We start from the raw sequence: 21894 nt of genomic DNA on the forward strand, positions 1-21894 counted from the left end.
TTAAATATCCAGGTTCTTTACAAACTTCGCGTTCTTTTCAATAAATTCTCTTCTGGGTTCAACTTTATCACCCATAAGTGTTGTGAAAGTAACGTCTATATCAGATTCGGATTCCTCATCCATATTTACTCTAAGAAGAACTCTTCTCTCAGGATCCATTGTTGTCTCCCAAAGCTGCTCTGGATCCATCTCTCCAAGACCCTTGTAACGCTGAATCTTGTTGTTCTGGTCTCTTCCGACATCAGCCAAGATTTTGTTCAGTTCTTCATCACTGTATGCATACCAGACTTTTTTGTTCTTCTCAAGCTTATAAAGAGGCGGCTGTGCAAGATATACATGTCCTTCTTTGATAAGTTCGGGCATAAATCTGTAAAGGAATGTGAGCATAAGTGTTGCGATATGCGCACCGTCTACATCGGCATCGGTCATAATAATGATCTTGTCATAACGGAGTTTGCTGATGTCGAAATCATCATGTATACCTGTTCCGAATGCTGTGATCATCGACTTGATCTCTGCATTTCCGTATATTCTGTCAACTCTTGCTTTTTCTACGTTGAGAATCTTTCCTCTGAGAGGAAGGATAGCCTGTGTTGCTCTGCTTCTAGCAGTCTTAGCAGATCCGCCGGCGGAATCTCCCTCAACTATGAATATCTCACAGTTCTTGGGATCTTTGTCTGAACAATCGGCAAGCTTTCCGGGAAGTCCCAATCCGTCAATAGGAGATTTACGTCTTGTAAGATCTCTTGCTTTTCTTGCAGCATCTCTTGCTCTCTGGGCAAGAATAGCTTTTTCAAGAATCTGCTTTGCAACACTTGGATTCTGTTCAAGGAAATATGTAAGCTGCTCTCCTACGATTCCGGCAACAGCTCCTCTTGCTTCCGAGTTACCAAGTTTCTGCTTTGTCTGTCCCTCAAACTGAGGATCTTCAATTTTAACACTTATGATAGCTGTAAGACCTTCTCTGATATCTTCACCTGTAAGATTATCATCGTTGTCCTTAAGCATCTTATTTGACCTTGCATAGTCATTAAAGGTCTTTGTAAGTGCTGCCTTAAATCCTTCGAGATGTGTACCACCTTCAGGAGTATTGATATTATTTACGAATGTGTAAATACTCTCTGTGTATGAATCGTTATGCTGAAGAGAAACTTCAACCTGTACGTTGTTCTTATTTCCCTCAAAATACATAATGTCTTCATAAAGAGCTGTCTTACTCTTATTGAGATATTCAACAAATTCTTTGATACCACCCTCATAGTGGAAGGTCTGAACTACAGGCTCTTCGCCTTCTTCAGTTCTAAGATCTGTAAGAGAAATTTTTAGTCCCTTTGTAAGGAATGCCATTTCTCTGAGTCTCTGCTTCAAAACGTTGTAATCATATATTGTTGTCTCTTTGAAAATAAGAGCGTCGGGCTTAAAGTATACTCTTGTTCCGGAAACGCCTTCGGGAGCATCGCCAACAACCTTAAGAGGATAACAAACTTTTCCTCTCTCGTATCTCTGCTCATATACTTTTCCGTCTCTTGTAACCTGAACTTCAAGCCATTCAGAAAGCGCATTAACGACAGAAGCACCAACTCCGTGAAGTCCTCCTGATACCTTATATCCTCCACCGCCGAACTTTCCGCCTGCGTGAAGTATTGTAAATACAACCTCAACGCCGGTAAGACCTGACTTGTGGTTTACATCAACAGGGATTCCTCTACCATTATCTTTTACAATAATAGTATTGTCTTCGTTAATTGTTACTTCGATATGATCACAAAATCCAGCAAGTGCTTCGTCTACAGAATTGTCCACAATCTCGTATACAAGGTGGTGCAATCCTCTGCTTGCTGTAGTTCCGATATACATACCGGGCCTTTTTCTGACCGCTTCAAGTCCTTCCAAAATCTGAATTTGGTCAGCGCCATACTGTACTTCTTCGTTACTCATGCTCTACTCCGTTCCTTAGTTTTCACTACTTACTGTTCCTTCGGTTACTTTGAACAGCTTATCTATTTCAAATCTGTTATTAACAAACTCATCAAGACCGGTACAGGTTATTATTGTCTGTATATCTCCTATGGTGTTCAAAAGGTAATTTTGTCTGTTGCTGTCAAGTTCTGACAAAACATCATCAAGAAGCAGTACCGGGTTTTCTTTTTTTGCTCTCTTAACTATCTCTATTTCTGACAGTTTAAGTGATAAGGATGCGGTTCTTTGCTGGCCTTGTGAGCCGAATTTCCTGATATCTATCGCATCATCCGCATTCATTTTTTTAATCATAAAAGAAAAATCATCTTTATGAGGTCCTACTGTTGTCTGCTTGGCATAGGTATCTTTTTTCCTTGCCTGCTTCAACTTACTTTCAAATTCCTCAAGTTTTACATTCGGTTCATAAAAAACAGACAGTGTCTCTTTTTCTCCCGTTAGTTTCTCGTGGATAGGTCTTATTATTTCATTAAGATCTTTGATGAATTTTTCTCTTGTCTTTATTATGACGGATCCGTATTCGAATAATTGCTTATCCTGAACATCCAGTAATACGCTATTTTCAGGATGTTCAAAAAGATCCTTTAGAATCTTATTTCTTTCGACTACCAGTTTGTTGTACTTGGAAAGACTGTTAAGATATATCTGATCCAACTGACACAGCTCCATATCCATGAATCTGCGCCTTTCCGAAGGACCATTTTTAATTATACTCAGATCTTCCGGTGAGAAAAAAACAACATTCAACCGACCTATCAGATCAGATGCCCTCTTTATCTTCTGCCCGTCAATAGCGATTCCTTTGGACTTATTCTTCCTAAGATGCATATCAACGCGGTATTCAGCATTATCTTTTTCCAAGATAGTTCTGATATGTGCTTCTTCTTTACCGAATCTGATTATTTCCTTGTCCTTACTGCCTTTGTGTGACTTTGTTGTTGCAGAAACAAAGATTGCCTCCAAAATATTGGTCTTGCCCTGCGCATTGTCACCGTACAGTATGTTAGTTCCTCTGCTGAAGTTTATCTTTATATTCTCATAATTTCTGAAGTCAGCTAATTCCAATGATTTTATTATCATTTTTCTATTTTTACCTGTACGCCGTCATATTCAAAACTGTCTCCGTCATATAGCTTACGACCGCGTCTTACCTCAACTTCGCCGTTTACTTTTACAAGACCGGCTTGTATATCCATTTTGGCATCAACACCTGAGCCCTCGAGACCGGCTTTTTTCAAAGCCTGTCCGAGTTTTATGAATTCATCTTGTTCTCTTAATTTTACTATTTCCATCTTAAATCAGGTCCTTTGGTAAGTATTAATCAACTGTTGTGAAGTTAACAGGTAATACCAGATATGTGTAAGTTGAATCCTTATCCCTAATAAAGCAAGGTGCTTTAGGATTAACAAGATAAATATCAACTACTTCATCCTCAATTGCGCGAAGTGCATCGATAAGGAACTTGGGATTAAATCCAATCATAAGATCTTTTCCCTGCTTATCAATATCGATCACTTCATCCATACTTCCTATGGTTGACTTAATCTTTAACTCCATGTTTGTATCGGTAATAGATATGATTACAGGCTTCTTATCGCCCTCTTTTACAAGAAGCGTAGCTCTGTCTATACAATCAAGCAGCTCTTTTCTATTAATGCTCATCTTTGTTTCATAGTCACTTGAAAGCATCTGATCAATACTGAAGTACTCGCCTTCAATAAGTCTTGAAACAACAACTGTATTATCAAACTCAAAGAGAACATGTTTGTCAGTAAAATAGATATTTACCATCTTCTCAGTGCTGTCACCGAGAATCTTACTGATCTCACCGAGTGCTTTACCGGGAACAATAACTTTCTTGTATGAATACTCTTCAGAAAGCTTTACTTTTCTGATAGAAATTCTGTGACCGTCAAGAGAAACGAGCTTCAAAGTATCTCTGTCAACTTCAAAGAGTTCTCCTGCCATCATTTTATTTGCATCATTTTCAGAAATGGAAAAGATTGTCTGTTGAATTACATTTCTAAGAGTAAACTGAGAAACCGATACTCCGTCTACTTTCTCAATTGAAGGAAGATATGTGAAATCATCACCTTTTCTTCCAATAAGGTTGAACTTTGCCTTTTCACAACTGATTACTACTTTGTTTGAGCTGTCTGATTCAATAGTTACTGCATTATCAGGGAGCTTTCTTACAATATCTACGAAGATCTTTGCATCGATTGCTATGTATCCTCTTTCTTCAATGTTACCTTCAACTATTGTTTGAATACCAAGCTCCATATCATTGGCGATGAATTTAATAACTCCTTCTGTTGCATCTACCAATATACATTCAAGAATAGACATTGTTGTCTTAGAAGGAACTGCTTTCGATACAATCTGCAATCCACTAATAAGATTCGACTTTGAGCAAACGACTTTCATTTAACCACATACTCCCTTCAGAACTTAAAAAGTATAAAATATATATAAAAATATAGTAAAAGAATTAATAATAGCTGTTGAAAAGTGTAAAACCTATTCCATTATACTATCTATGCGGCTTTTTTACAAATTTTTAGGTGTTGAAAACAAAAAATTAGGTGTTGAAAAGATAAAAGTTATAAACAGGCCTAATTTTGACAAATGAGGGTGAAAAAAATTATCCACCCTCAATCAACATCAAATAACATATAAATAACATCCTAATAACAGGTTTTCTACATAGATATCCACAGAAAGTTATCCACAATTTATAATGTAGGATTTAGTTTCTTCATTATTATATCCATGTTTTTGTTGAGATCATCATCAACTGCGGTAAGCTTTTTAATCTTGTTGATTCCGCTTATAACAGTTGTGTGATCTTTCTTTCCGAGAAGTTTTCCTATTTCTTCAAGAGAAGCTTCGGTGTTTTCTCTGCAAAGATACATTATTATCTGGCGTGGAAGAACAATTTCTGCCTGTCTCTTCTTAGAGAGTATGTCATCTTTCTTTACGCCGTACTGTTCGCAGACGGTATCAATGATAAGCTGAGGTGTGATGACCTTTGACTTATCGGGATAGATGATATCTTTAAGAGCTTCCATGGCATTTTCAAGAGTTACATCTACATTATTAAGTCTTGAATAAGCAATGATCTTGTTGTATGCACCTTCAAGTTCTCTGATGTTTGACTTGATGTTGGTAGCAATGTAGTTGATTACCTCATCATCAATGTTCTTGCCGTAGTTCTCAGAGTTCTTACGCAGGATAGCCATTCTTGTCTCGTAGTCAGGAGACTGGATATCGGCGATAAGTCCCATTTCGAAACGGGATCTGAATCTCTCTTCAAGAGTTTCCATTTCCTTAGGAGGCTTATCGGATGAAAGAATAATCTGTTTTCCGGCCTGATGAAGCTCGTTGAATGTGTGGAAAAACTCTTCCTGAGTTGATTCCTTTCCTATAATAAACTGTACGTCATCGACCATGAGAACATCGACTGTTCTATACTTATCACGAAGTTTTGACATGCTTTCTGTCTTACCGCTTCGGATAGATTCGATAACTTCGTTTGTGAACTGCTCTGATGTTACATAAAGAACCTTCGCTTTGCGATTATGTTCCATAACAAAGTGACCAATGGAGTGCATAAGGTGAGTCTTACCAAGTCCCGGTCCACCGTAGAGGAAGAGAGGGTTGTAAGATATTCCCGGAGATTCTGCAACAGCAAGTGATGCGGAGTGCGCAAACTTGTTGTTACTACCTACGACGAATGTATCAAATCTGTATTTTGGATTGAGATTTGATTGTTCGTAGTTATTGTTAGATATATAGCTGTTTTCAGAAGCATCTTCTGAATTATTTTCATGTGTTTCTTCATTATTAATAGTGTCTTTCTTTAAAATGAATGAAACGTCTACCATAATCTCCAGAAACTCCGAAATGGTAACTTTAATAAAGTCCATGTAATGGTTGATTATGTACTGAAGAGCCATTGAATTGTCGGAAGGAATCAAAATAGTTACAGTATTATCCGAAACACTGTAAACACTTAAAGGATCAATCCATGTTTTATAGGATATTTCTGTAATCCCAAACTCATTTTTAATAGTGCGTTTGATTTCTTCCCAATTGTTTTTTAATTTATCTGTGATTTCTTTTGTTGAATACATGAAAAAACTCCCCAATTACGCAATTTATAGACTTGTAGACTTTTACTATTTTATCTTAAAAAACTTTAAATATCAAACAAGGGTATTATGTGGATAACTACCGGAAAAAAATTTTCAAACATAATTATATTTTTACACTGTGGATAAATGGTCGTTTTTCCACTTTAAGCTATCTACCGTTATAAATGGCGTGGTTACTGGATTTCCGATTAATAACCACAAAATTATGCTCCGGTTTATCCACAAAATTTAAGAAATATGTGGATAAAATAACGTGGTATATATTAATCAACATGTTATCCACAAAATCAACATTTTGCTGTGGATAAGTTTTGTCAACACAATATATAGGCAAATTATTTTTTTGATATTTTTTTCAAAGATTTGCCCTATTTTTCTGCGTTTTTATGGCTTGACTGCCTTGATTTTATTTATTATAATTATAAAGATTTTTTCCACACTGATATAATCCGTAATTATTTAATGTAATTGCGTTGTATAATTAGTAAAGAAGGAGGTGTTTACGATATGAAGATGACATTCCAGCCTCATAAGCTCCAGAGAGCCAGAGTTCACGGCTTCAGAGCAAGAATGGCTACTAAGGGCGGCAGAAAAGTACTTGCAGCCAGAAGAGCAAAGGGAAGAAAGAGATTATCTGCTTGATAGTAAAGGTCACAACGTTGTGACCTTTTTTCATCTTTCTGAATTAAAAAGGACAATGACATGCTTTTTTCAGATTCAATGAAAAAGACAAATGATTTCCGCAATGTTTATAAGAACGGCAAAAGTTATGCCGATAAGTACCTGGTTGTTTATGTGTGGAAAAATAACGGTTCAACTAATAAACTTGGGATTTCATGTAGTAAAAAAATTGGGAACAGTGTTGTAAGGCACAGATTTGCAAGACTTGTTCGAGAAGTTTACCGGCTACACGAAGATGTATTCAATAGTGGTTTGGATATAGTAGTCGTTGCCAGAGCCTGTGCAAGAGATGCGAGCTATCATAATATAGAAGATTCTCTTTTAAGCTTGGCAGGGAAGGCCCGCATAAAGAAAAATGGCGGTGAAAAATGAAAAAGATACTTATCTTTTTAATTAAGTTTTACAGAAAGTACATTTCTCCTTTAAAGAGAACAAAATGTCCGTATATTCCGACATGTTCGGAGTACGGGCTCGAAGCTATAGAAAAACATGGGGCATTGAAGGGAAGTCTGCTCGCAATCTGGAGAATACTTAGGTGTAATCCTTTTTCCAGTGGCGGATATGATCCCGTTCCGTAATGTACAGGAGGTTTATTTTGACACCAGTTCTTTTAACCCCTTATCAGGGACGTATTGTAGGACCTATTGCTAAGTTACTTGGATATGTAATGACAGCCATATTCAATATACTTAATAAAATTGGTATTCCTAATTTTGGTCTTTCAATCATATTATTCACTATAGTTATCAATCTTGCTCTTCTTCCTTTTACTTACAAACAGCAGAAGTTTTCTAAACTTCAGTCAAAGATGAGTCCTGAACTTAAGGCTATTCAGCAGAAGTATAAGGGTAAAAAAGATAACGACTCTATGCTTGCAATGCAGCAGGAGACTAAGGAAGTTTACGCTAAATACGGTGTTTCACAGACAGGTAGCTGCTTACCGCTTATTGTACAGATGCCTATCTTATTTGCACTTTATCGTGTTATCTATTCAATTCCCGCATATGTAGGAACTGTTAAAGAAGCGTTTTATCCTCTTGTTGAGCAGATCAGAAGTACAAATGGTGGTGTTGATTTCATCAGAAACAACGTTTCAAGTGCGAAGATGTTTGCCAGCCAGTTTAATAACCAGCTTTTTACATCAGGTGATACAACTTATGTGGAAAACACACTTATTGATGTTTTGAACAGAGCATCATCTTCTGACTGGGATTTGATAACAAATAACTTTAAGGATATCAGTGGTTCTGTTTTAGATACACATAATCTTTTAAACAGATATAACAATTTCCTTGGAATGAATATTGCTGATACACCTATGTACATGATAAAGAGTGCATTTGTGGATAAGAACTTCGTTTTACTTATCGGAGCTATTCTTATTCCTTTCCTTGCATTCTTTACTCAGTGGGTAAGCACAAAGCTTATGCCTCAGCAGGTTCCTGCAGACGGTAAGATTGATCCCGATGATCCGGCAGCACAGATGCAGCAGTCAATGAAGACCATGAACATTATGATGCCTATGATGTCTGCAATCTTTTGCTTTAACTTTAATGCCGGCATGGGTATTTATTGGATTATCGGTGCAGTTATAAGATCTGTACAGCAAGTTCTTATTAATAAGCACATTGACAGAACTGATATCGATGCTCAGATTGAGAAGAACATTGAAAAGTATAAACAGAAGCAGGAGAAGATGAGAACTACTCCTCAGATGAACAGATATGCAAACATGTCTACAAGAAACATCATGAACAGCAGTTCAAATTCTGTTTCTATGGAAGAGAGAGAAAATCAGCTTAAGAAGGTAAGAGATAGTTTCTCCGGAAAAGAGATTAAAAAGGATTCTCTTCTTGCAAAAGCAAATATGGTAAAAGATTTCAACGAAAAGAATAATAAATAAGAGAAGATTTATGGTTACTGTCTATTTGGGAGGGAAAAATGGAGTATAGAGAGTTTACAGCAAAAAATGTTGATGATGCTATTACAGAAGCTTGCGAAACTTTTTGCGTTACCAGTGATAAACTTGATTATGAAGTAGTTTCAAACGGATCATCAGGTTTTTTGGGGATAAATGCTAAGCCTGCAATCATCAAGGCTAGAGTTAAAGAAGAGAAGAGTGAAGAAATCAAGATTGATGATATCAAATTAGATACAAAGGTTTCACCCAAGCAGGAAGTAAAAAGCAAAAAAGAAAAAGTAAAAGAGACTGTAAAAGAAGTTGAAAAGACAGTCAGCTCTGATATAAATGCTGATGAGGTTTGTGAAAAAGCCAATAAGTTTTTAAAAGAAGTTTTCGATGCAATGAAAATGGAAGTTGTTGTTAAGACTACTTTCAATCAGGTTGATAAGATTCTTGAGATTGAACTTAGCGGAGATGAGATGGGAGTTCTCATAGGTAAGAGAGGACAGACACTTGATTCTGTTCAGTACCTTGTTTCTCTTGTTGTTAACAGAGATTATTCCGAGTACATCCATGTTAAGGTTGATACAGAAAATTACAGAGAGAGAAGAAAAGCTACTCTCGAAAATCTTGCAAAGAACATTTCTTATAAGGTTAGAAAGTCCAGACATTCAGTAGCTTTAGAGCCTATGAATCCTTATGAGAGAAGAATTATTCATTCAGCTCTTCAGGGAGACAGGTTTGTTACTACTCACAGCGAAGGTGAAGAACCATTCAGAAGAGTAGTTGTTACATTAAAGAAATAATAAACATTTACCCCTCGAAGTTGTATACTTTGAGGGGTATTATTATATGTAGAGAAAATTTTATTAAAATAGAAGCGAGACAAAATATGTCAGGTGTTTTTAATAATTTTAATGACGATACTATCTGCGCTGTTGCAACCGCAATGTCTGATTCCGGAATCGGAGTTATAAGAGTGAGCGGAAGAGAAGCGGTTTCAATCTGTGATAAGATTTATCGTTCTGCAAAAATGAAACAGACTTTAAAAAAGCATGATCCGAATACGATCAAGTTCGGATATATTTGTGATGGTGACAAGATCATTGATGAAGTTATGATCTCATTTATGAAAGCACCTCATAGTTTTACAAGAGAAGACGTTATTGAGATTAATACTCATGGCGGAATTCTCATCATGAATCAGATTATTGAGTTACTTCTAAGAAGTGGTTGCCGTCTTGCTGATCCTGGTGAGTTCACAAAGAGAGCATTTCTTAATGGAAGAATCGATCTTACTAAAGCGGAAGCTATCATGGATATCATAAGTGCTCAGAACAATTTTGCTTTGGACAGTTCCAGAAATCAGCTTCGCGGAAGTATCTATGATAAAGTTAAGAGTTTGAGAGAACAGATAATTTATGAGATGGCTTTCATTGAGTCGGCCCTTGATGATCCGGAAAACTATGATCTGACCGGATACCCTGAAAAACTTAAAGCCAAAGTTTCATCTTTGACTTCGGAGATTGAGAAACTTCTTAGTACCGCAGATGAAGGTAAGATCAGAAAAGATGGAATAAAGACTGTTATTGTTGGAAAGCCTAACGCAGGAAAATCATCTCTTTTGAATACTCTTATCGGAGATGAAAGAGCTATCGTTACCGACATCGCGGGAACAACACGTGATATTATTGAAGAGACCGTGAGACTTGGTGATATCGTTTTGCATCTTATTGACACAGCCGGAATCAGAGACACCGATGACATCATAGAGAAGATGGGTGTGGATAAAGCAAAGAGTAAGATTGAAGAAGCAGATCTGGTTTTGTATATTCTTGATTCGACTCGTGACATTGATGATGAAGACAAAGAAATCATCAGTTTGTGTGAAGGAAAGAAGACGATTGTTCTTCTTAATAAGAACGATCTTTCTGATGACATAAAAATCAATGAAGATAATGTGTTTAAGTTTTTCACAAATGTGGATAACGTACCCGTTATAAAAACTTCGATGTTGAAAGGTAACGGAATCGACGAACTTAAAGATGCACTTTCAAAACTTTTCTTTCATGGTGACATTTTACCGAAGCAGGAAATTTATATCACAAACTTAAGACACAAAGAACTTCTTCAGAAAGTTTATGAAAGTCTGAAACTTGTTGATGACAGTATTTCAAAAAATCTTTCGGAAGATTTTTATACAGTCGATCTATCAAATGCTTATGCTTATCTTGGCGAGATCATCGGAGAAGAAGTCGGCGATGATCTGGTGGAAGAAATCTTTTCAAAATTTTGTATGGGAAAATAATTTATGAATGTTTTTACTGAAAAATATGATGTTGTAATAATTGGAGCAGGACATGCCGGATGTGAGGCGGCACTTGCTTGTAGCAGACTTGGTCTTGAAACTATAATTTTTACAATGAGTGCGGACAACATCGCATTCATGCCGTGCAACCCTCACATTGGCGGATCTTCCAAGGGACATCTTGTCAGAGAGATAGATGCTCTTGGTGGAGAGATGGGAAAAAATATAGATAAGACTTTTTTGCAGTCAAAGATGCTTAACACTTCTAAAGGACCTGCGGTACATTCACTCAGATGTCAGGCTGACAAAATGGAATATTCCAAGAAGATGAAAGAGGTACTTGAAAAGCAGGAACATCTTACAATAAAGCAAGCTGAGGTTTCAGAGATTCTTTACGCTGATCCTTCTGATAAATTAAAGACTGAAGGTTACAAACATATCATCACCGGAGTAAAGATTTTTTCAGGAATAACTTATGAAGCTAAAGCTGTTATCTTATGTACGGGAACTTATCTTAAGAGTCGTTGTCTTACAGGTGAAGCGATTACTTACAGTGGACCGAACGGACTTCAGCCTTCCAACCTTTTGTCACAATCACTCATCGATGCGGGAATCGAACTCAGGAGATTTAAGACCGGAACCCCTGCAAGAATGGATGGAAATACAATCGACTATTCCAAGATGACAGAGCAGTTTGGAGATGATCCGGTAATTCCTTTTTCATTTGATACAGATCCTTCTGATGTTCAGAGACAGCAGGTATCATGTTGGCTTACATACACTAATGAAAAAACGCATGAAATAATACGTAATAATATCGACAGATCCCCAATTTATGCGGGAATCATTGAAGGTGTGGGTCCGAGATATTGCCCGTCAATTGAAGATAAAGTTGTAAAGTTTCCCGACCATGAAAGGCACCAGGTGTTTGTTGAACCTGAAGGAACATTTACCAATGAGATGTATATAGACGGAATGTCTTCATCACTTCCTGAAGATGTTCAGATTGCCATGTACAGAACAGTGCCCGGACTTGAGAATTGTCGCATTGTAAAAAATGCTTATGCAATTGAGTACGATTGTCTTTGCCCCGGACAGCTTCATCCCACTCTTGAGATCAAGGATATCCGAGGACTCTTTTCAGCAGGACAGTTCAACGGAAGTAGTGGATATGAAGAAGCTGCTGCTCAGGGATTGTACGCCGGAATTAATGCTGTGATGCAGATTGAGAACAGACCTTATCTTTCTATAGACAGATCCGAAGGATATATTGGAGTTCTTGTTGATGATCTTGTTACAAAAGAAAATCTTGAACCGTATAGAATGATGACTTCAAGAGCAGAGTACAGATTACTTCTTAGACAGGACAATGCAGATATAAGACTTAGAGGAAAAGGTCATGAAGTAGGTCTTATAGATGATGAAAGATATAATAAGTTACTCAATAAGATTGAACTTACTACAAAAGAAGTTGAGAGATTGAAGAGTATTAATATCGGTGCAAATTCTAAGATTCAGGATTTCCTGACAAGATGTGGAAGTACACCTTTAAAGACGGCAGTCTCTCTTGCAGAACTATTATGTCGTCCTGAGATGACTTACGATATGATCGCGGAGATTGATCCTGACAGACCTGACCTTCCTAAGGATGTCATTGAACAGGTTGAGATTACCATCAGGTACGAAGGGTATATCAACAGACAGGAAAGACAGGTTGAACAGTTCAAGAAACTTGAAAGAAAACTTATCCCCGCGGATATTGATTACAATGATGTCAGCAGCTTAAGACTTGAAGCAAGACAGAAACTTGAAAAATTTAGACCTGTAAATATCGGACAGGCTTCACGTATCGGTGGAGTTAATCCGGCTGATGTTTCTGTACTGATCATTTATCTTGACTCACTTAACAGAGGAAAACAGAATGAGGAATAAATACAATAAAATGATTGATGACTTCCGTTCATACGGAATAGAACTCACCGACAGACAACTGGAACAATTTGATCAATACTTCGAAATTCTTGTTCGGGTAAATGAGGTTATGAATCTTACTGCCATAACAGATTTTGATGATGTATGTAAGCTTCACTTTGTTGATAGTATTTCATGTACTCCTTTTGTTGATTTCAAAGATAAAGAGTATTCGCTTATCGACATCGGAACAGGAGCAGGGTTCCCGGGAATTCCACTTAAGATTGTTTATCCTAATCTTCATGTTACGTTACTCGATTCACTCAATAAGAGAATCAACTTTCTAAATGAAGTAATAGATACTCTTGGTCTTAATGAATCCGGAAGTATTGAAACACTTCATGGAAGAGCGGAGGATTTCTCATCGAGTAAGAATGGAACACTCAGAGAAAAATTTGATTTTGCTGTTTCAAGAGCAGTAGCTAATATGTCTACTCTTACAGAATATTGTATTCCCTATGTAAAGGTCGGAGGAGAGTTCATTGCTTTCAAAGGTGATAAAGGATCTGAAGAAGTAGAAGCAGCGAAGGGAGCAATTCATCTTCTTGGTGGGAAGCTTAAGGAATGTAAGGAGTTCTTTTTACCTGGAACAGATATAACTCGCACGATATGTGTGGTTAATAAGAAAGAACATACCTCAAAACAGTATCCACGTAAGGCCGGAACGCCTGCCAAAAATCCTCTTTGAGTTAGTAAATAATGTTTCACGTGAAACATTATTTACTGTAAAAAATGAACACAACTGATTGTTTCACGTGAAACATTAGAATACAAAATATAGTGATAATCCGTGAAACATAAAATTGGTCATGAAACATCAAAAAATACACATATTTATATGTAGTAAACGAAGCGCAATCTGGAAAATAATATCATATTTTCTAAAGATTGTGCTTTTTTTATGTTCTATAATTTTAATAATGTGGTAAAATCAGATTAGTGTTTCACGATGATGGGAGGCGTAATGGGAAGAATAATCGCAATTGCAAATCAAAAAGGCGGAGTCGGAAAGACTACCACATCAATCAATCTAGCATCTGCTTTGGCAGAGAAAGGAAAGAAGGTACTTGTTATTGATACAGATCCTCAGGGAAATACAACAAGTGGATTTGGTATTGATAAGAATGAAATCGATAACACCATCTATGAGTTAATGATCGGTGAGTGCAGCATTGATGAAGTAATAACCAGAAATGTTGTAAAGGGAATCGATGGAGTTGATATCATTCCTTCGAATGTAAATCTTGCTGCAGTAGAAATTGAGTTGATAGATTCTGACAACAAAGAATATATTTTAAGAGAGGCAATAAGTGGTATAAGGGATGACTATGATTTCATAATTATAGATTGCCCGCCATCACTTAGTATGCTGACAGTCAATGCAATGACTACAGCTAATACAGTTCTTGTACCTATTCAGTGTGAGTACTATGCACTTGAAGGTCTCAGCCAATTGGTACATACAGTTAATCTTGTAAAAGACAGACTTAATCCGGAACTTGATATGGAAGGTGTTGTCTTTACGATGTTTGATTCTCGTACCAATCTTTCACTCCAGGTTGTAGAAAACGTAAAGGAACATATACAGGAGAATGTGTATAAGACAATAATCCCAAGAAACATTCGTCTTGCAGAAGCGCCCAGTTACGGTCTACCTATAAACGTTTATGAACCAAAGTCCGCAGGAGCCGAAGCATATCGACTTCTTGCAAATGAGGTTATCGACAGAAAATTTGATTAAAGCGGAGGGGCATAAGATATGGCAGTTAAGAATGTGAAAAGAGGATTAGGAAAAGGACTTGATTCAATCATACCTGCAAAGGCATCTTTCACAACAAAAGAAGTTTCATTCTCTGAAGAACAGAGCATCAGCGAAGGACAGGTTGTTCATGTAAACATTACTCAGGTTGAACCGAACAGAAATCAGCCAAGAAAATCTTTTGATGAAGATAGCCTTTTGGAATTAGCTGAATCAATCAAACAGTATGGAATCATCAATCCACTTATCGTAACAGATAAGAACGATCACTATGAAATCGTCGGTGGTGAGAGAAGATGGAGAGCAGCTAAGAAAGCCGGAATAAAAGAAGTACCGGTTATAGTAAAAGATCTTAGCGAACATGAAATTGCAGAGATTTCTCTTATTGATAACATCCAGAGAGAAGACATAAATCCTATTGAAGAAGCTCTTGCATATAAAAAGCTTATCGATGAATTTGGATACACTCAGGATATTGTCGCAGAGAAAGTATCAAAGAGCAGAGTGACAATTACCAATTCACTTCGACTTTTGAAGCTTTGTGAAAAAGTAAGACAGATGGTTATCGACGGACTTATTACAACAGGTCATGCCAGAGCACTTATATCTGTTGAAAGTGAAGAAGAGCAGACGATGCTCGCTCAGAAAGTTTTTGATGAGAAGTTAAGCGTTAGAGAAACTGAGAAACTTGTAAAGAATCTTGGCAAAGCACCCAAGCCAAAGAAGGTAGTAGAAACCAACTCAAGTCTGGATGCAATCTATGCAAATCTATCTGAAAGATGTAAGCAGGCAATCGGAACAAAAGTTGATATTACTTCCAAAGGCAGTGGCGCAGGAAAAATTGAGATTGAGTTTTATAACAGCGACGATCTTGAGAAAATAATAAACAGACTATGCACAGAATAATCGGAGACAGAATAAAATGGAAAGTAACATATTAAATCTTTTGGGTCTTGGAAACATAGATCCTGCAATTTTTATCTTGGCACTTTTAGCATTAGTATTAATTCTTCTACTTATTGTTATCATACAAGGATGCAAGATAAGTAAAGTATCAAAGAAGTTTAATAAGTTCATGACAGGAAAAGATGCGAAATCACTTGAAGATGAAATCGTAGATCTTTTTCACGAAAACAAAATGATAAGAGCAGAGAACGATAAAAACCGTAAGGACATTCAGGACATCAACAAAAGAATGCAGAGAACCTTCCAGAAAATCGGACTTGAGAAATATGATGCATTTAGTCAGATGGGTGGACAGCTCAGCTTCGCACTTTGTATGCTCGATGAAAATGACAACGGATTCCTTATGAATTCAGTTCACAGCACAGACGGACTTAACTATTCATATTCGAAAGTTATCAACGCCGGAATAGCAGATGTTGAACTCAGTGATGAGGAAAAGAAGGCATTGGATAGTGCACGCGAAAGTGTAAGAAGATAAGAATAAAATATATAAACATACATGGAGGAGATCAAAATGATCGACATAAAATTTTTACGTGAAAACCCTGATGTGGTAAGAGAGAACATCAAGAACAAATTTCAGGATGAGAAACTTCCTCTAGTAGATGAGATTATAAAACTCGACGAAGCAAGAAGAACAAACCAGCAAGAAGCGGATGAGATCCGTGCACATAAGAATAAGATTTCTAAAGAAATCGGTGCAATGATGGCACAGGGTAAAAAAGAAGAAGCAATGGCCCTCAAGGATGAAGTTGCAAAAGAAGCAAAGCGTCTTGAAGAACTCGAAGAGAATCAGAAGAAACTTGATGAAGAAGTTACAAATAAGATGATGATCATTCCTCAGATCATCGACAAATCTGTTCCTATCGGAAAAGATGATTCTGAGAATGTTGAGATTGAGAAGTTTGGTGAACCCGTTGTTCCCGATTTTGAAATTCCTTATCATACAGATATTATGGAAAGCTTCTGCGGAATCGATCTTGATGCTGCAAGAAGAGTAGCAGGTAACGGATTCTATTATCTGCTCGGGGATATTGCAAGACTTCACTCTGCAGTAATTTCATACGCAAGAGATTTCATGATCGACAGAGGATTTACATATTGTGTTCCTCCTTTCATGATCCATGGAAATGTAGTTGCAGGTGTAATGAGTTTCCCTGAAATGGAAGCTATGATGTACAAGATTGAGGGAGAAGATCTTTACCTTATCGGAACAAGTGAACATTCAATGATCGGTAAGTTCATAGATCAGATTATTCCCGAGGAAGAATTACCTTTACCTCTTACAAGTTATTCACCTTGCTTCAGAAAGGAAAAAGGTGCACACGGAATTGAAGAGAGAGGCGTATACAGAATTCACCAGTTCGAGAAACAGGAGATGGTTGTAATCTGTAAGCCCGAAGAATCAAAAGAATGGTATGACAAACTTTGGAAGAATACAGTAGATCTTTTCAGATCAATGGACATTCCTGTACGTACACTTGAGTGTTGCTCAGGAGATCTTGCAGATCTTAAGTGTAAGTCATGTGACGTAGAGGCATGGTCACCCAGACAGAAGAAGTACTTTGAAGTTGGAAGTTGTTCTAACCTTGGAGATGCTCAGGCAAGAAGACTTAAGATAAGAATTAAGGGTAAGGATGGAAACTACCTTGCACATACACTTAACAATACAGTAGTTGCTCCTCCGAGAATGCTTATTGCTTTCCTTGAGAATAACCTTCAGGCAGACGGAAGCGTAAAGATTCCTGAAGTTCTTCGTCCTTACATGGGAGGAAAAGAAGTACTTATTCCTAAGAAGAAATAATAACAGCAGTAGAAAGGTGAAAAGATTCCTTGCATAAATTTCTAAGAGCAGTCGGTTTTTCTAAAATAAAAGACAGGAATGAGTTGACCGGATTAATTACCGATTCTATTCAGAAATCTTCAAGAAGAGGATATGTGTCCATAGAGGATAATGTTATTCTTGCAGAGTTCATGCATGACTATGCAAATGAAAAAATAGGACTCGCGGTATGTGGGGAATTTGATGAACAAGATAAGTTCATATATGAGTATTACTATCCGTACATAGTCCCTTCGCAGATCAGTACGGAAGAAGATATAACAATTGAACGCCATGCAGCCCAGTATTCATATGCAGGAATCTGTAATGAAAACAGGGTTGGCGTTTCACTTATCTTTTACCTTCAGAATATAATTCCTTACATCAAGTATGAGAATGAGGATCACTTTCCTGTCAGAGGAACGACACTTAGTTTGTCTGCGCTGTCAATAAAGGGTCAGATAATGATGCCGATTGCAAAGACAGAACAACAAATACAAGTGGCCAAAAAGAAAACCAGTTATAGGAACAAACTTATAGATAATGCAAGACGAGGTGATGAAGCAGCAATTGAATCACTGACTCTTGACGACATGGACATATACACAACGCTTTCGAGAAAAATCAGAAAGCAGGATGTGTATAGTCTGGTAGATACATATTTTATGCCATACGGAGTTGAGTGTGATCACTACTCCGTTTTGGGAGAGATAGTCAAAGTTGATAAGACGGAGAACTATCTGACAAAAGAAGTTATACACATAATGAGGATTAATTGTAACGGACTTGAGTTCGATTTGTGTATAAACGATGCCGACTTGCTTGGCGAACCGGCAGTCGGAAGAAGATTTAAAGGTAACATTTGGATGCAGGGATATATCAATTTTCCCGGAACAAATTAATAGAGAAGGAGAAAATGGATATGGCTACACCTCATAACAGTGCCGAAAAAGGCGACATCGCAAAGACCGTGCTTATGCCCGGCGATCCACTCAGAGCAAAATTCATTGCAGAGAATTTCCTCACAGACGTTAAGTGCTTTAATGAAGTAAGAGGAATGCTTGGATTTACAGGTAAGTATCAGGGAAAAGAAGTGTCTGTAATGGGACATGGAATGGGAATTCCTTCAATCGGAATCTACACTTATGAACTTTTTAACTTTTATGATGTGGATAACATCATTAGAGTTGGAAGTGCCGGTGGATTAAAAGAGGATGTTAATGTAATGGACATCGTCTTCGCAATGGGTGCTCACACAGATTCCAACTACGGATTCCAGTTTGGACTTCCCGGAACATTCTGTCCGACAGCAAGTTATGACTTGTTAGAGAAAGCAGTAAACATAGCGAGAGAGAAGAAGGTAAAATTCCATGTAGGTAACGTACTTTCTTCAGATGCATTTTATAAGAAGTGCAACGAGAGCGAACTCTACAAGAACATGGGAGCACTCGCAGTCGAAATGGAGACAGTAGCACTTTACATGAATGCAGCAGAAGCTAAGAAGAATGCACTTACAATCCTTACAATATCAGACCATCTCTTCAAGGCAGGAGAACTTACTGCAAAAGAAAGAGAGACAGGATTTACTGATATGATGGAGATTGCACTTAAGACAGCAATCCAGCTTTGAGAGTGAATCAGATTATTGAATATTTGAAATAAAAATATTTATAAGTATTGCAAAACACAATTTTCAGGGAAGCGCTTTGTTATGCGTTTCCCTTGAATTGTGCCTCAGATTGTGCTAATATACAAAGGTCATGTTTGCGTAGCTCAGTTGGATAGAGCGTCCGCCTCCTAAGCGGAAGGTCGTGCGTTCGAATCGCATCGCGAACATTAAGAGAAGCTTTTAATCGGGCTTCTCTTTTTTTGCATATACAAGAAAATAGAAAAATAATATTCAGATAATGTAAGTGAGAGCAAAGGAGGCGTTATGGAAATCTGGGATGCATATGATGAAAACTTTAATAAGGTTGATGGAGTAACATTGATTCGAGATGAAGAAATACCTGACGGATATTATCATCTTGTAAGTGAGATAATCGTAATACATACTGATGGAACTTATCTTATGATGCAAAGAGATTTTAGGAAGCATCTTGGTGGAAAGTGGGAATTAACAGCAGGAGGATCAGCTCTTCAAGGAGAAGATTCGCTGGCATGTGCAATAAGAGAACTTAAAGAGGAGACAGGAGTAGTTACAAATAAATTAACAAGAATAGGGCGTGTACAACATTGTGGATATAAAACTTTTTATGAAGTATATATGTGTATAACTAATATTCAAAAGGATGAGATTATATTACAAGAAGGAGAGACTTCTTCATACAAATGGGTTAGTTTAGATGAACTTTCAAAAATGCCAATTGAAGAATTTGCATCGATTCGCTTTCATCAGTTTATTATGTAAAGAGAAATAAAAGGGTATAATGGGTATAACAAGTTAGAGAGGATAACTGAATTGTAATATGAAAAGAGATTATTCATTCGATAACATGAAAGTACTACTAATAACTTTGGTAGTATTTGGGCATGCACTTGAGGAGTTTGGGACAACAGGAAAGTTGGGACTTATAAGGGCGGTGATCTATTCATTCCACATGCCGCTCTTTATTTTTATATCCGGATATTTTTCGAAGTCAGATGCAAAGCCGGAGAAATTATTGAAGACAACGATTATTCCGTTCATTATATTTAACACAATCTGGATGTTTACTCAGGGAACTGCGATCAACAAAATAAATTTCTTTAAACCTATATATGTATTTTGGTATTTGCTGAGTCTTTTTTTCTGGAGAGTTACCGTAAAATATTTTGACAGGGTAAAAGGAATAGTAATACTGGCATTCATTGTGGGAATATATTGCGGATGCATAGGAGAAGCGGAGAGGTTTTTTTCAATATCCAGAACCGTATCGTTTTTCCCGTATTTCATACTCGGTTACAAATTCAAAAAAGAGAGTATAGATAAGATCAGAAAAGTTCCTAAGATATACAGTCTGGTAATTTTGATTGTTGCTTTCGCAGTTACCGTATACTTAAATATCAGAGGCATAATGCCTGTGAAGATGTATGAACTTATCCAGTCGTATAGCGCAACAAAACTTGATAACATTCACGGAATGATATTGAGGGGAACAATCTACATTATAGCCGTAGTCATCATATTCGCATTAGTAAACCTCATGCCAGATAAAGAATTTCCGATTACAATATACGGACAGCGAACGCTTTGCATCTATGTCCTTTCAAGTTTTGTGATCATCCCAACTCACAGGTTCATGACAAAAGCAGGAATAAGCATAGAAGAGATGCCTATTCAGATCATAGTTGCACTTGGCATTTCAGTACTGACATTTATGATCACAGGAAGCAAGTATGTGAACAAAGTGTATAACACACTCATGGATAAAATATGTTATTATCTCATAGAAGCTATATAACACAATAACTAAGGCAGGAGAAAAGGCTTGATGAAAAATAATATTGAATGGATCTTTTTTGATGTGGGTTCTACTTTGGTAAATGAAGAAAAGGTTTATTGTCACAGGTTACAGGATATCGCGGACGTTGCCGGTGAGCCGTTTGAAAAAATATATAACATGGCAATAGACTTATACAAAAATAATAAGAAGGGCGATCTGGAATTAACACGGAAATATAAAGTCTCAGGTTCAAAGTGGTATTTAGAAGAAGAGGAATTATTCGAGGATACAGAAGAAACCTTAAAGGCATTGAGCCTAAAATATAAGATAGGTATTATAGCAAATCAATCGTTAGGAACAGCAGAAAGACTTGAAAAATTCGGTATAAAAAAATATATAGATCTAATAATAGCATCAGCAGAAGAAGGTGTGGAAAAACCTGATAAAAGAATCTTTAACATTGCATTGTCTAAAGCTTCTTGCAATCCGGAAAATGCGGTAATGATCGGTGATCGAATTGATAATGACATAGTTCCTGCAAAAGAATTGGGAATGAAAACGATATGGATAAAACAAGGATTTGGTAAATATTGGAATATAACCGGAGAAAATGAAATTCCGGATGAAGAGATAAATAGTCTGTCAGAATTAAAGGAAAGATTTTTATAAAAAATAAGCATAAGATTTTGCTGAAACATGGGCAAAATCTTATGCTTTTTTATATCAATTGCTTCCCTATGATATAAAACGCTCCGCTATGGATGCGACCGATGCGCAGATGAATTATGCAAGCTAAAGCTTGCGCGCATCGGCGCGCAAAGAGTTGCAAAGCAACTCTTTGTTCTTTAATAGGAAATTTCGCCTTACGGCGAAATCTTTAATTAAAAGGCCCGGACAAGACCGGGCCACGCAAAGCGGAGGTATG

Annotated in this window: 22 protein-coding genes and 1 tRNA gene; 18 read left to right on the forward strand and 5 right to left on the reverse strand. The window is 37.1% G+C overall.

The features are described from left to right. The 5 genes from gyrB to dnaA all read right to left on the reverse strand — a co-directional run bounded on the left by gyrB (nucleotide 1) and on the right by dnaA (nucleotide 6113). Entirely contained in the window at nucleotides 1-1938 is a 1938-nt protein-coding gene (gene gyrB / locus G628_RS0109290) for a DNA topoisomerase (ATP-hydrolyzing) subunit B (protein WP_026656293.1), read from the reverse strand. Nucleotides 1939-1953: 15 nt separating this feature from the next. Next, complete coding sequence (gene recF / locus G628_RS0109295) at nucleotides 1954-3057, reverse strand: DNA replication/repair protein RecF (RefSeq protein WP_026656294.1); 1104 nt, start codon at nucleotides 3055-3057, stop codon at nucleotides 1954-1956. After that, nucleotides 3054-3269: an RNA-binding S4 domain-containing protein gene (locus G628_RS0109300; protein ID WP_026656295.1), complete on the reverse strand. Its 216-nt coding sequence runs from the start codon at nucleotides 3267-3269 to the stop codon at nucleotides 3054-3056. The genes recF and G628_RS0109300 overlap by 4 nt, the downstream gene beginning before the upstream one ends. 25 nt (nucleotides 3270-3294) lie before the next feature. Then, on the reverse strand, nucleotides 3295-4404 hold the full coding sequence (gene dnaN, locus G628_RS0109305) for a DNA polymerase III subunit beta (RefSeq protein WP_026656296.1): 1110 nt from the start codon (nucleotides 4402-4404) through the stop codon (nucleotides 3295-3297). A 308-nt stretch (nucleotides 4405-4712) separates the two neighbouring features. Further along, nucleotides 4713-6113 carry a chromosomal replication initiator protein DnaA gene (gene dnaA / locus G628_RS0109310; RefSeq protein ID WP_026656298.1) on the reverse strand — a complete coding sequence of 467 codons (1401 nt, stop codon included), beginning with the start codon at nucleotides 6111-6113 and terminating at the stop codon, nucleotides 4713-4715. Between the two features lie 528 nt (nucleotides 6114-6641). Here dnaA and rpmH point away from each other — a divergent pair. The 18 genes from rpmH to G628_RS0109400 all read left to right on the forward strand — a co-directional run bounded on the left by rpmH (nucleotide 6642) and on the right by G628_RS0109400 (nucleotide 21638). Next, entirely contained in the window at nucleotides 6642-6776 is a 135-nt protein-coding gene (rpmH, locus tag G628_RS0109315) for a 50S ribosomal protein L34 (RefSeq protein WP_013282343.1), read from the forward strand. Nucleotides 6777-6836: 60 nt separating this feature from the next. Beyond that, the gene (rnpA, locus tag G628_RS0109320) at nucleotides 6837-7187 is read left to right on the forward strand and encodes a ribonuclease P protein component (protein WP_026656299.1); all 351 of its coding nucleotides are present in this window, start codon (nucleotides 6837-6839) and stop codon (nucleotides 7185-7187) included. Then, complete coding sequence (yidD, locus tag G628_RS0109325) at nucleotides 7184-7393, forward strand: membrane protein insertion efficiency factor YidD (protein WP_026656300.1); 210 nt, start codon at nucleotides 7184-7186, stop codon at nucleotides 7391-7393. The genes rnpA and yidD overlap by 4 nt, the downstream gene beginning before the upstream one ends. A gap of 17 nt (nucleotides 7394-7410) precedes the next feature. Beyond that, a complete protein-coding gene (locus tag G628_RS0109330; RefSeq protein ID WP_026656301.1) occupies nucleotides 7411-8718 on the forward strand; it encodes a YidC/Oxa1 family membrane protein insertase in 1308 nt (435 codons plus the stop codon). Nucleotides 8719-8756: 38 nt separating this feature from the next. Beyond that, nucleotides 8757-9524 (forward strand): RNA-binding cell elongation regulator Jag/EloR, encoded by a 768-nt coding sequence (gene jag / locus G628_RS0109335; protein WP_026667311.1) that lies wholly within the window; start codon nucleotides 8757-8759, stop codon nucleotides 9522-9524. Nucleotides 9525-9610: 86 nt separating this feature from the next. After that, nucleotides 9611-11026: a tRNA uridine-5-carboxymethylaminomethyl(34) synthesis GTPase MnmE gene (gene mnmE, locus G628_RS0109340; protein ID WP_026656303.1), complete on the forward strand. Its 1416-nt coding sequence runs from the start codon at nucleotides 9611-9613 to the stop codon at nucleotides 11024-11026. A gap of 3 nt (nucleotides 11027-11029) precedes the next feature. Beyond that, nucleotides 11030-12958, forward strand: a complete 1929-nt coding sequence (gene mnmG, locus G628_RS0109345) for a tRNA uridine-5-carboxymethylaminomethyl(34) synthesis enzyme MnmG (protein WP_027208996.1) — start codon at nucleotides 11030-11032, stop codon at nucleotides 12956-12958. Further along, complete coding sequence (gene rsmG / locus G628_RS0109350) at nucleotides 12948-13685, forward strand: 16S rRNA (guanine(527)-N(7))-methyltransferase RsmG (protein ID WP_027208997.1); 738 nt, start codon at nucleotides 12948-12950, stop codon at nucleotides 13683-13685. Before mnmG ends, rsmG begins: the two co-directional genes overlap by 11 nt. A gap of 276 nt (nucleotides 13686-13961) precedes the next feature. After that, the gene (locus G628_RS0109355) at nucleotides 13962-14738 is read left to right on the forward strand and encodes a ParA family protein (RefSeq protein ID WP_026656307.1); all 777 of its coding nucleotides are present in this window, start codon (nucleotides 13962-13964) and stop codon (nucleotides 14736-14738) included. Between the two features lie 18 nt (nucleotides 14739-14756). Continuing rightward, a complete protein-coding gene (locus G628_RS0109360; protein ID WP_026667307.1) occupies nucleotides 14757-15662 on the forward strand; it encodes a ParB/RepB/Spo0J family partition protein in 906 nt (301 codons plus the stop codon). A gap of 16 nt (nucleotides 15663-15678) precedes the next feature. Beyond that, nucleotides 15679-16200, forward strand: a complete 522-nt coding sequence (locus G628_RS0109365; protein ID WP_026656309.1) for a DUF4446 family protein — start codon at nucleotides 15679-15681, stop codon at nucleotides 16198-16200. Between the two features lie 36 nt (nucleotides 16201-16236). Next, on the forward strand, nucleotides 16237-17526 hold the full coding sequence (gene serS, locus G628_RS0109370) for a serine--tRNA ligase (protein WP_027208998.1): 1290 nt from the start codon (nucleotides 16237-16239) through the stop codon (nucleotides 17524-17526). Between the two features lie 29 nt (nucleotides 17527-17555). After that, nucleotides 17556-18446 (forward strand): DUF3881 family protein, encoded by an 891-nt coding sequence (locus tag G628_RS0109375; protein ID WP_027208999.1) that lies wholly within the window; start codon nucleotides 17556-17558, stop codon nucleotides 18444-18446. 20 nt (nucleotides 18447-18466) lie between these two features. Beyond that, nucleotides 18467-19174, forward strand: a complete 708-nt coding sequence (gene deoD, locus G628_RS0109380) for a purine-nucleoside phosphorylase (RefSeq protein ID WP_026656311.1) — start codon at nucleotides 18467-18469, stop codon at nucleotides 19172-19174. A gap of 132 nt (nucleotides 19175-19306) precedes the next feature. Then, a tRNA-Arg gene (locus tag G628_RS0109385) sits at nucleotides 19307-19380 on the forward strand. 97 nt (nucleotides 19381-19477) lie between these two features. After that, nucleotides 19478-19954 carry an NUDIX hydrolase gene (locus tag G628_RS0109390; protein WP_027209000.1) on the forward strand — a complete coding sequence of 159 codons (477 nt, stop codon included), beginning with the start codon at nucleotides 19478-19480 and terminating at the stop codon, nucleotides 19952-19954. A 58-nt stretch (nucleotides 19955-20012) separates the two neighbouring features. Further along, nucleotides 20013-20987, forward strand: coding sequence for an acyltransferase family protein (locus G628_RS0109395; RefSeq protein ID WP_026667303.1), 975 nt, complete (start codon nucleotides 20013-20015; stop codon nucleotides 20985-20987). A gap of 30 nt (nucleotides 20988-21017) precedes the next feature. Further along, nucleotides 21018-21638, forward strand: a complete 621-nt coding sequence (locus G628_RS0109400) for an HAD family hydrolase (protein WP_034468646.1) — start codon at nucleotides 21018-21020, stop codon at nucleotides 21636-21638. Nucleotides 21639-21894: the final 256 nt, after the last annotated feature.

It is taken from the genome of Butyrivibrio hungatei NK4A153 (genome assembly GCF_000424465.1).
Classification (GTDB): domain Bacteria; phylum Bacillota; class Clostridia; order Lachnospirales; family Lachnospiraceae; genus Butyrivibrio; species Butyrivibrio hungatei_A.

What these genes read in the sequence shown, in the direction of transcription:
- dnaA (WP_026656298.1), bottom strand. Translation starts at nt 6,113, where the DNA reads ATGTATTCAACAAAAGAAATCACAGATAAATTAAAAAACAATTGGGAA.
- serS (WP_027208998.1), top strand. Translation starts at nt 16,237, where the DNA reads ATGATCGACATAAAATTTTTACGTGAAAACCCTGATGTGGTAAGAGAG.
- deoD (WP_026656311.1), top strand. Translation starts at nt 18,467, where the DNA reads ATGGCTACACCTCATAACAGTGCCGAAAAAGGCGACATCGCAAAGACC.
- rsmG (WP_027208997.1), top strand. Translation starts at nt 12,948, where the DNA reads ATGAGGAATAAATACAATAAAATGATTGATGACTTCCGTTCATACGGA.
- G628_RS0109400 (WP_034468646.1), top strand. Translation starts at nt 21,018, where the DNA reads ATGAAAAATAATATTGAATGGATCTTTTTTGATGTGGGTTCTACTTTG.
- yidD (WP_026656300.1), top strand. Translation starts at nt 7,184, where the DNA reads ATGAAAAAGATACTTATCTTTTTAATTAAGTTTTACAGAAAGTACATT.
- mnmG (WP_027208996.1), top strand. Translation starts at nt 11,030, where the DNA reads ATGAATGTTTTTACTGAAAAATATGATGTTGTAATAATTGGAGCAGGA.
- G628_RS0109365 (WP_026656309.1), top strand. Translation starts at nt 15,679, where the DNA reads ATGGAAAGTAACATATTAAATCTTTTGGGTCTTGGAAACATAGATCCT.
- G628_RS0109300 (WP_026656295.1), bottom strand. Translation starts at nt 3,269, where the DNA reads ATGGAAATAGTAAAATTAAGAGAACAAGATGAATTCATAAAACTCGGA.
- G628_RS0109355 (WP_026656307.1), top strand. Translation starts at nt 13,962, where the DNA reads ATGGGAAGAATAATCGCAATTGCAAATCAAAAAGGCGGAGTCGGAAAG.
- mnmE (WP_026656303.1), top strand. Translation starts at nt 9,611, where the DNA reads ATGTCAGGTGTTTTTAATAATTTTAATGACGATACTATCTGCGCTGTT.
- recF (WP_026656294.1), bottom strand. Translation starts at nt 3,057, where the DNA reads ATGATAATAAAATCATTGGAATTAGCTGACTTCAGAAATTATGAGAAT.
- gyrB (WP_026656293.1), bottom strand. Translation starts at nt 1,938, where the DNA reads ATGAGTAACGAAGAAGTACAGTATGGCGCTGACCAAATTCAGATTTTG.
- jag (WP_026667311.1), top strand. Translation starts at nt 8,757, where the DNA reads ATGGAGTATAGAGAGTTTACAGCAAAAAATGTTGATGATGCTATTACA.
- dnaN (WP_026656296.1), bottom strand. Translation starts at nt 4,404, where the DNA reads ATGAAAGTCGTTTGCTCAAAGTCGAATCTTATTAGTGGATTGCAGATT.
- G628_RS0109390 (WP_027209000.1), top strand. Translation starts at nt 19,478, where the DNA reads ATGGAAATCTGGGATGCATATGATGAAAACTTTAATAAGGTTGATGGA.
- rpmH (WP_013282343.1), top strand. Translation starts at nt 6,642, where the DNA reads ATGAAGATGACATTCCAGCCTCATAAGCTCCAGAGAGCCAGAGTTCAC.
- G628_RS0109395 (WP_026667303.1), top strand. Translation starts at nt 20,013, where the DNA reads ATGAAAAGAGATTATTCATTCGATAACATGAAAGTACTACTAATAACT.
- rnpA (WP_026656299.1), top strand. Translation starts at nt 6,837, where the DNA reads ATGCTTTTTTCAGATTCAATGAAAAAGACAAATGATTTCCGCAATGTT.
- G628_RS0109360 (WP_026667307.1), top strand. Translation starts at nt 14,757, where the DNA reads ATGGCAGTTAAGAATGTGAAAAGAGGATTAGGAAAAGGACTTGATTCA.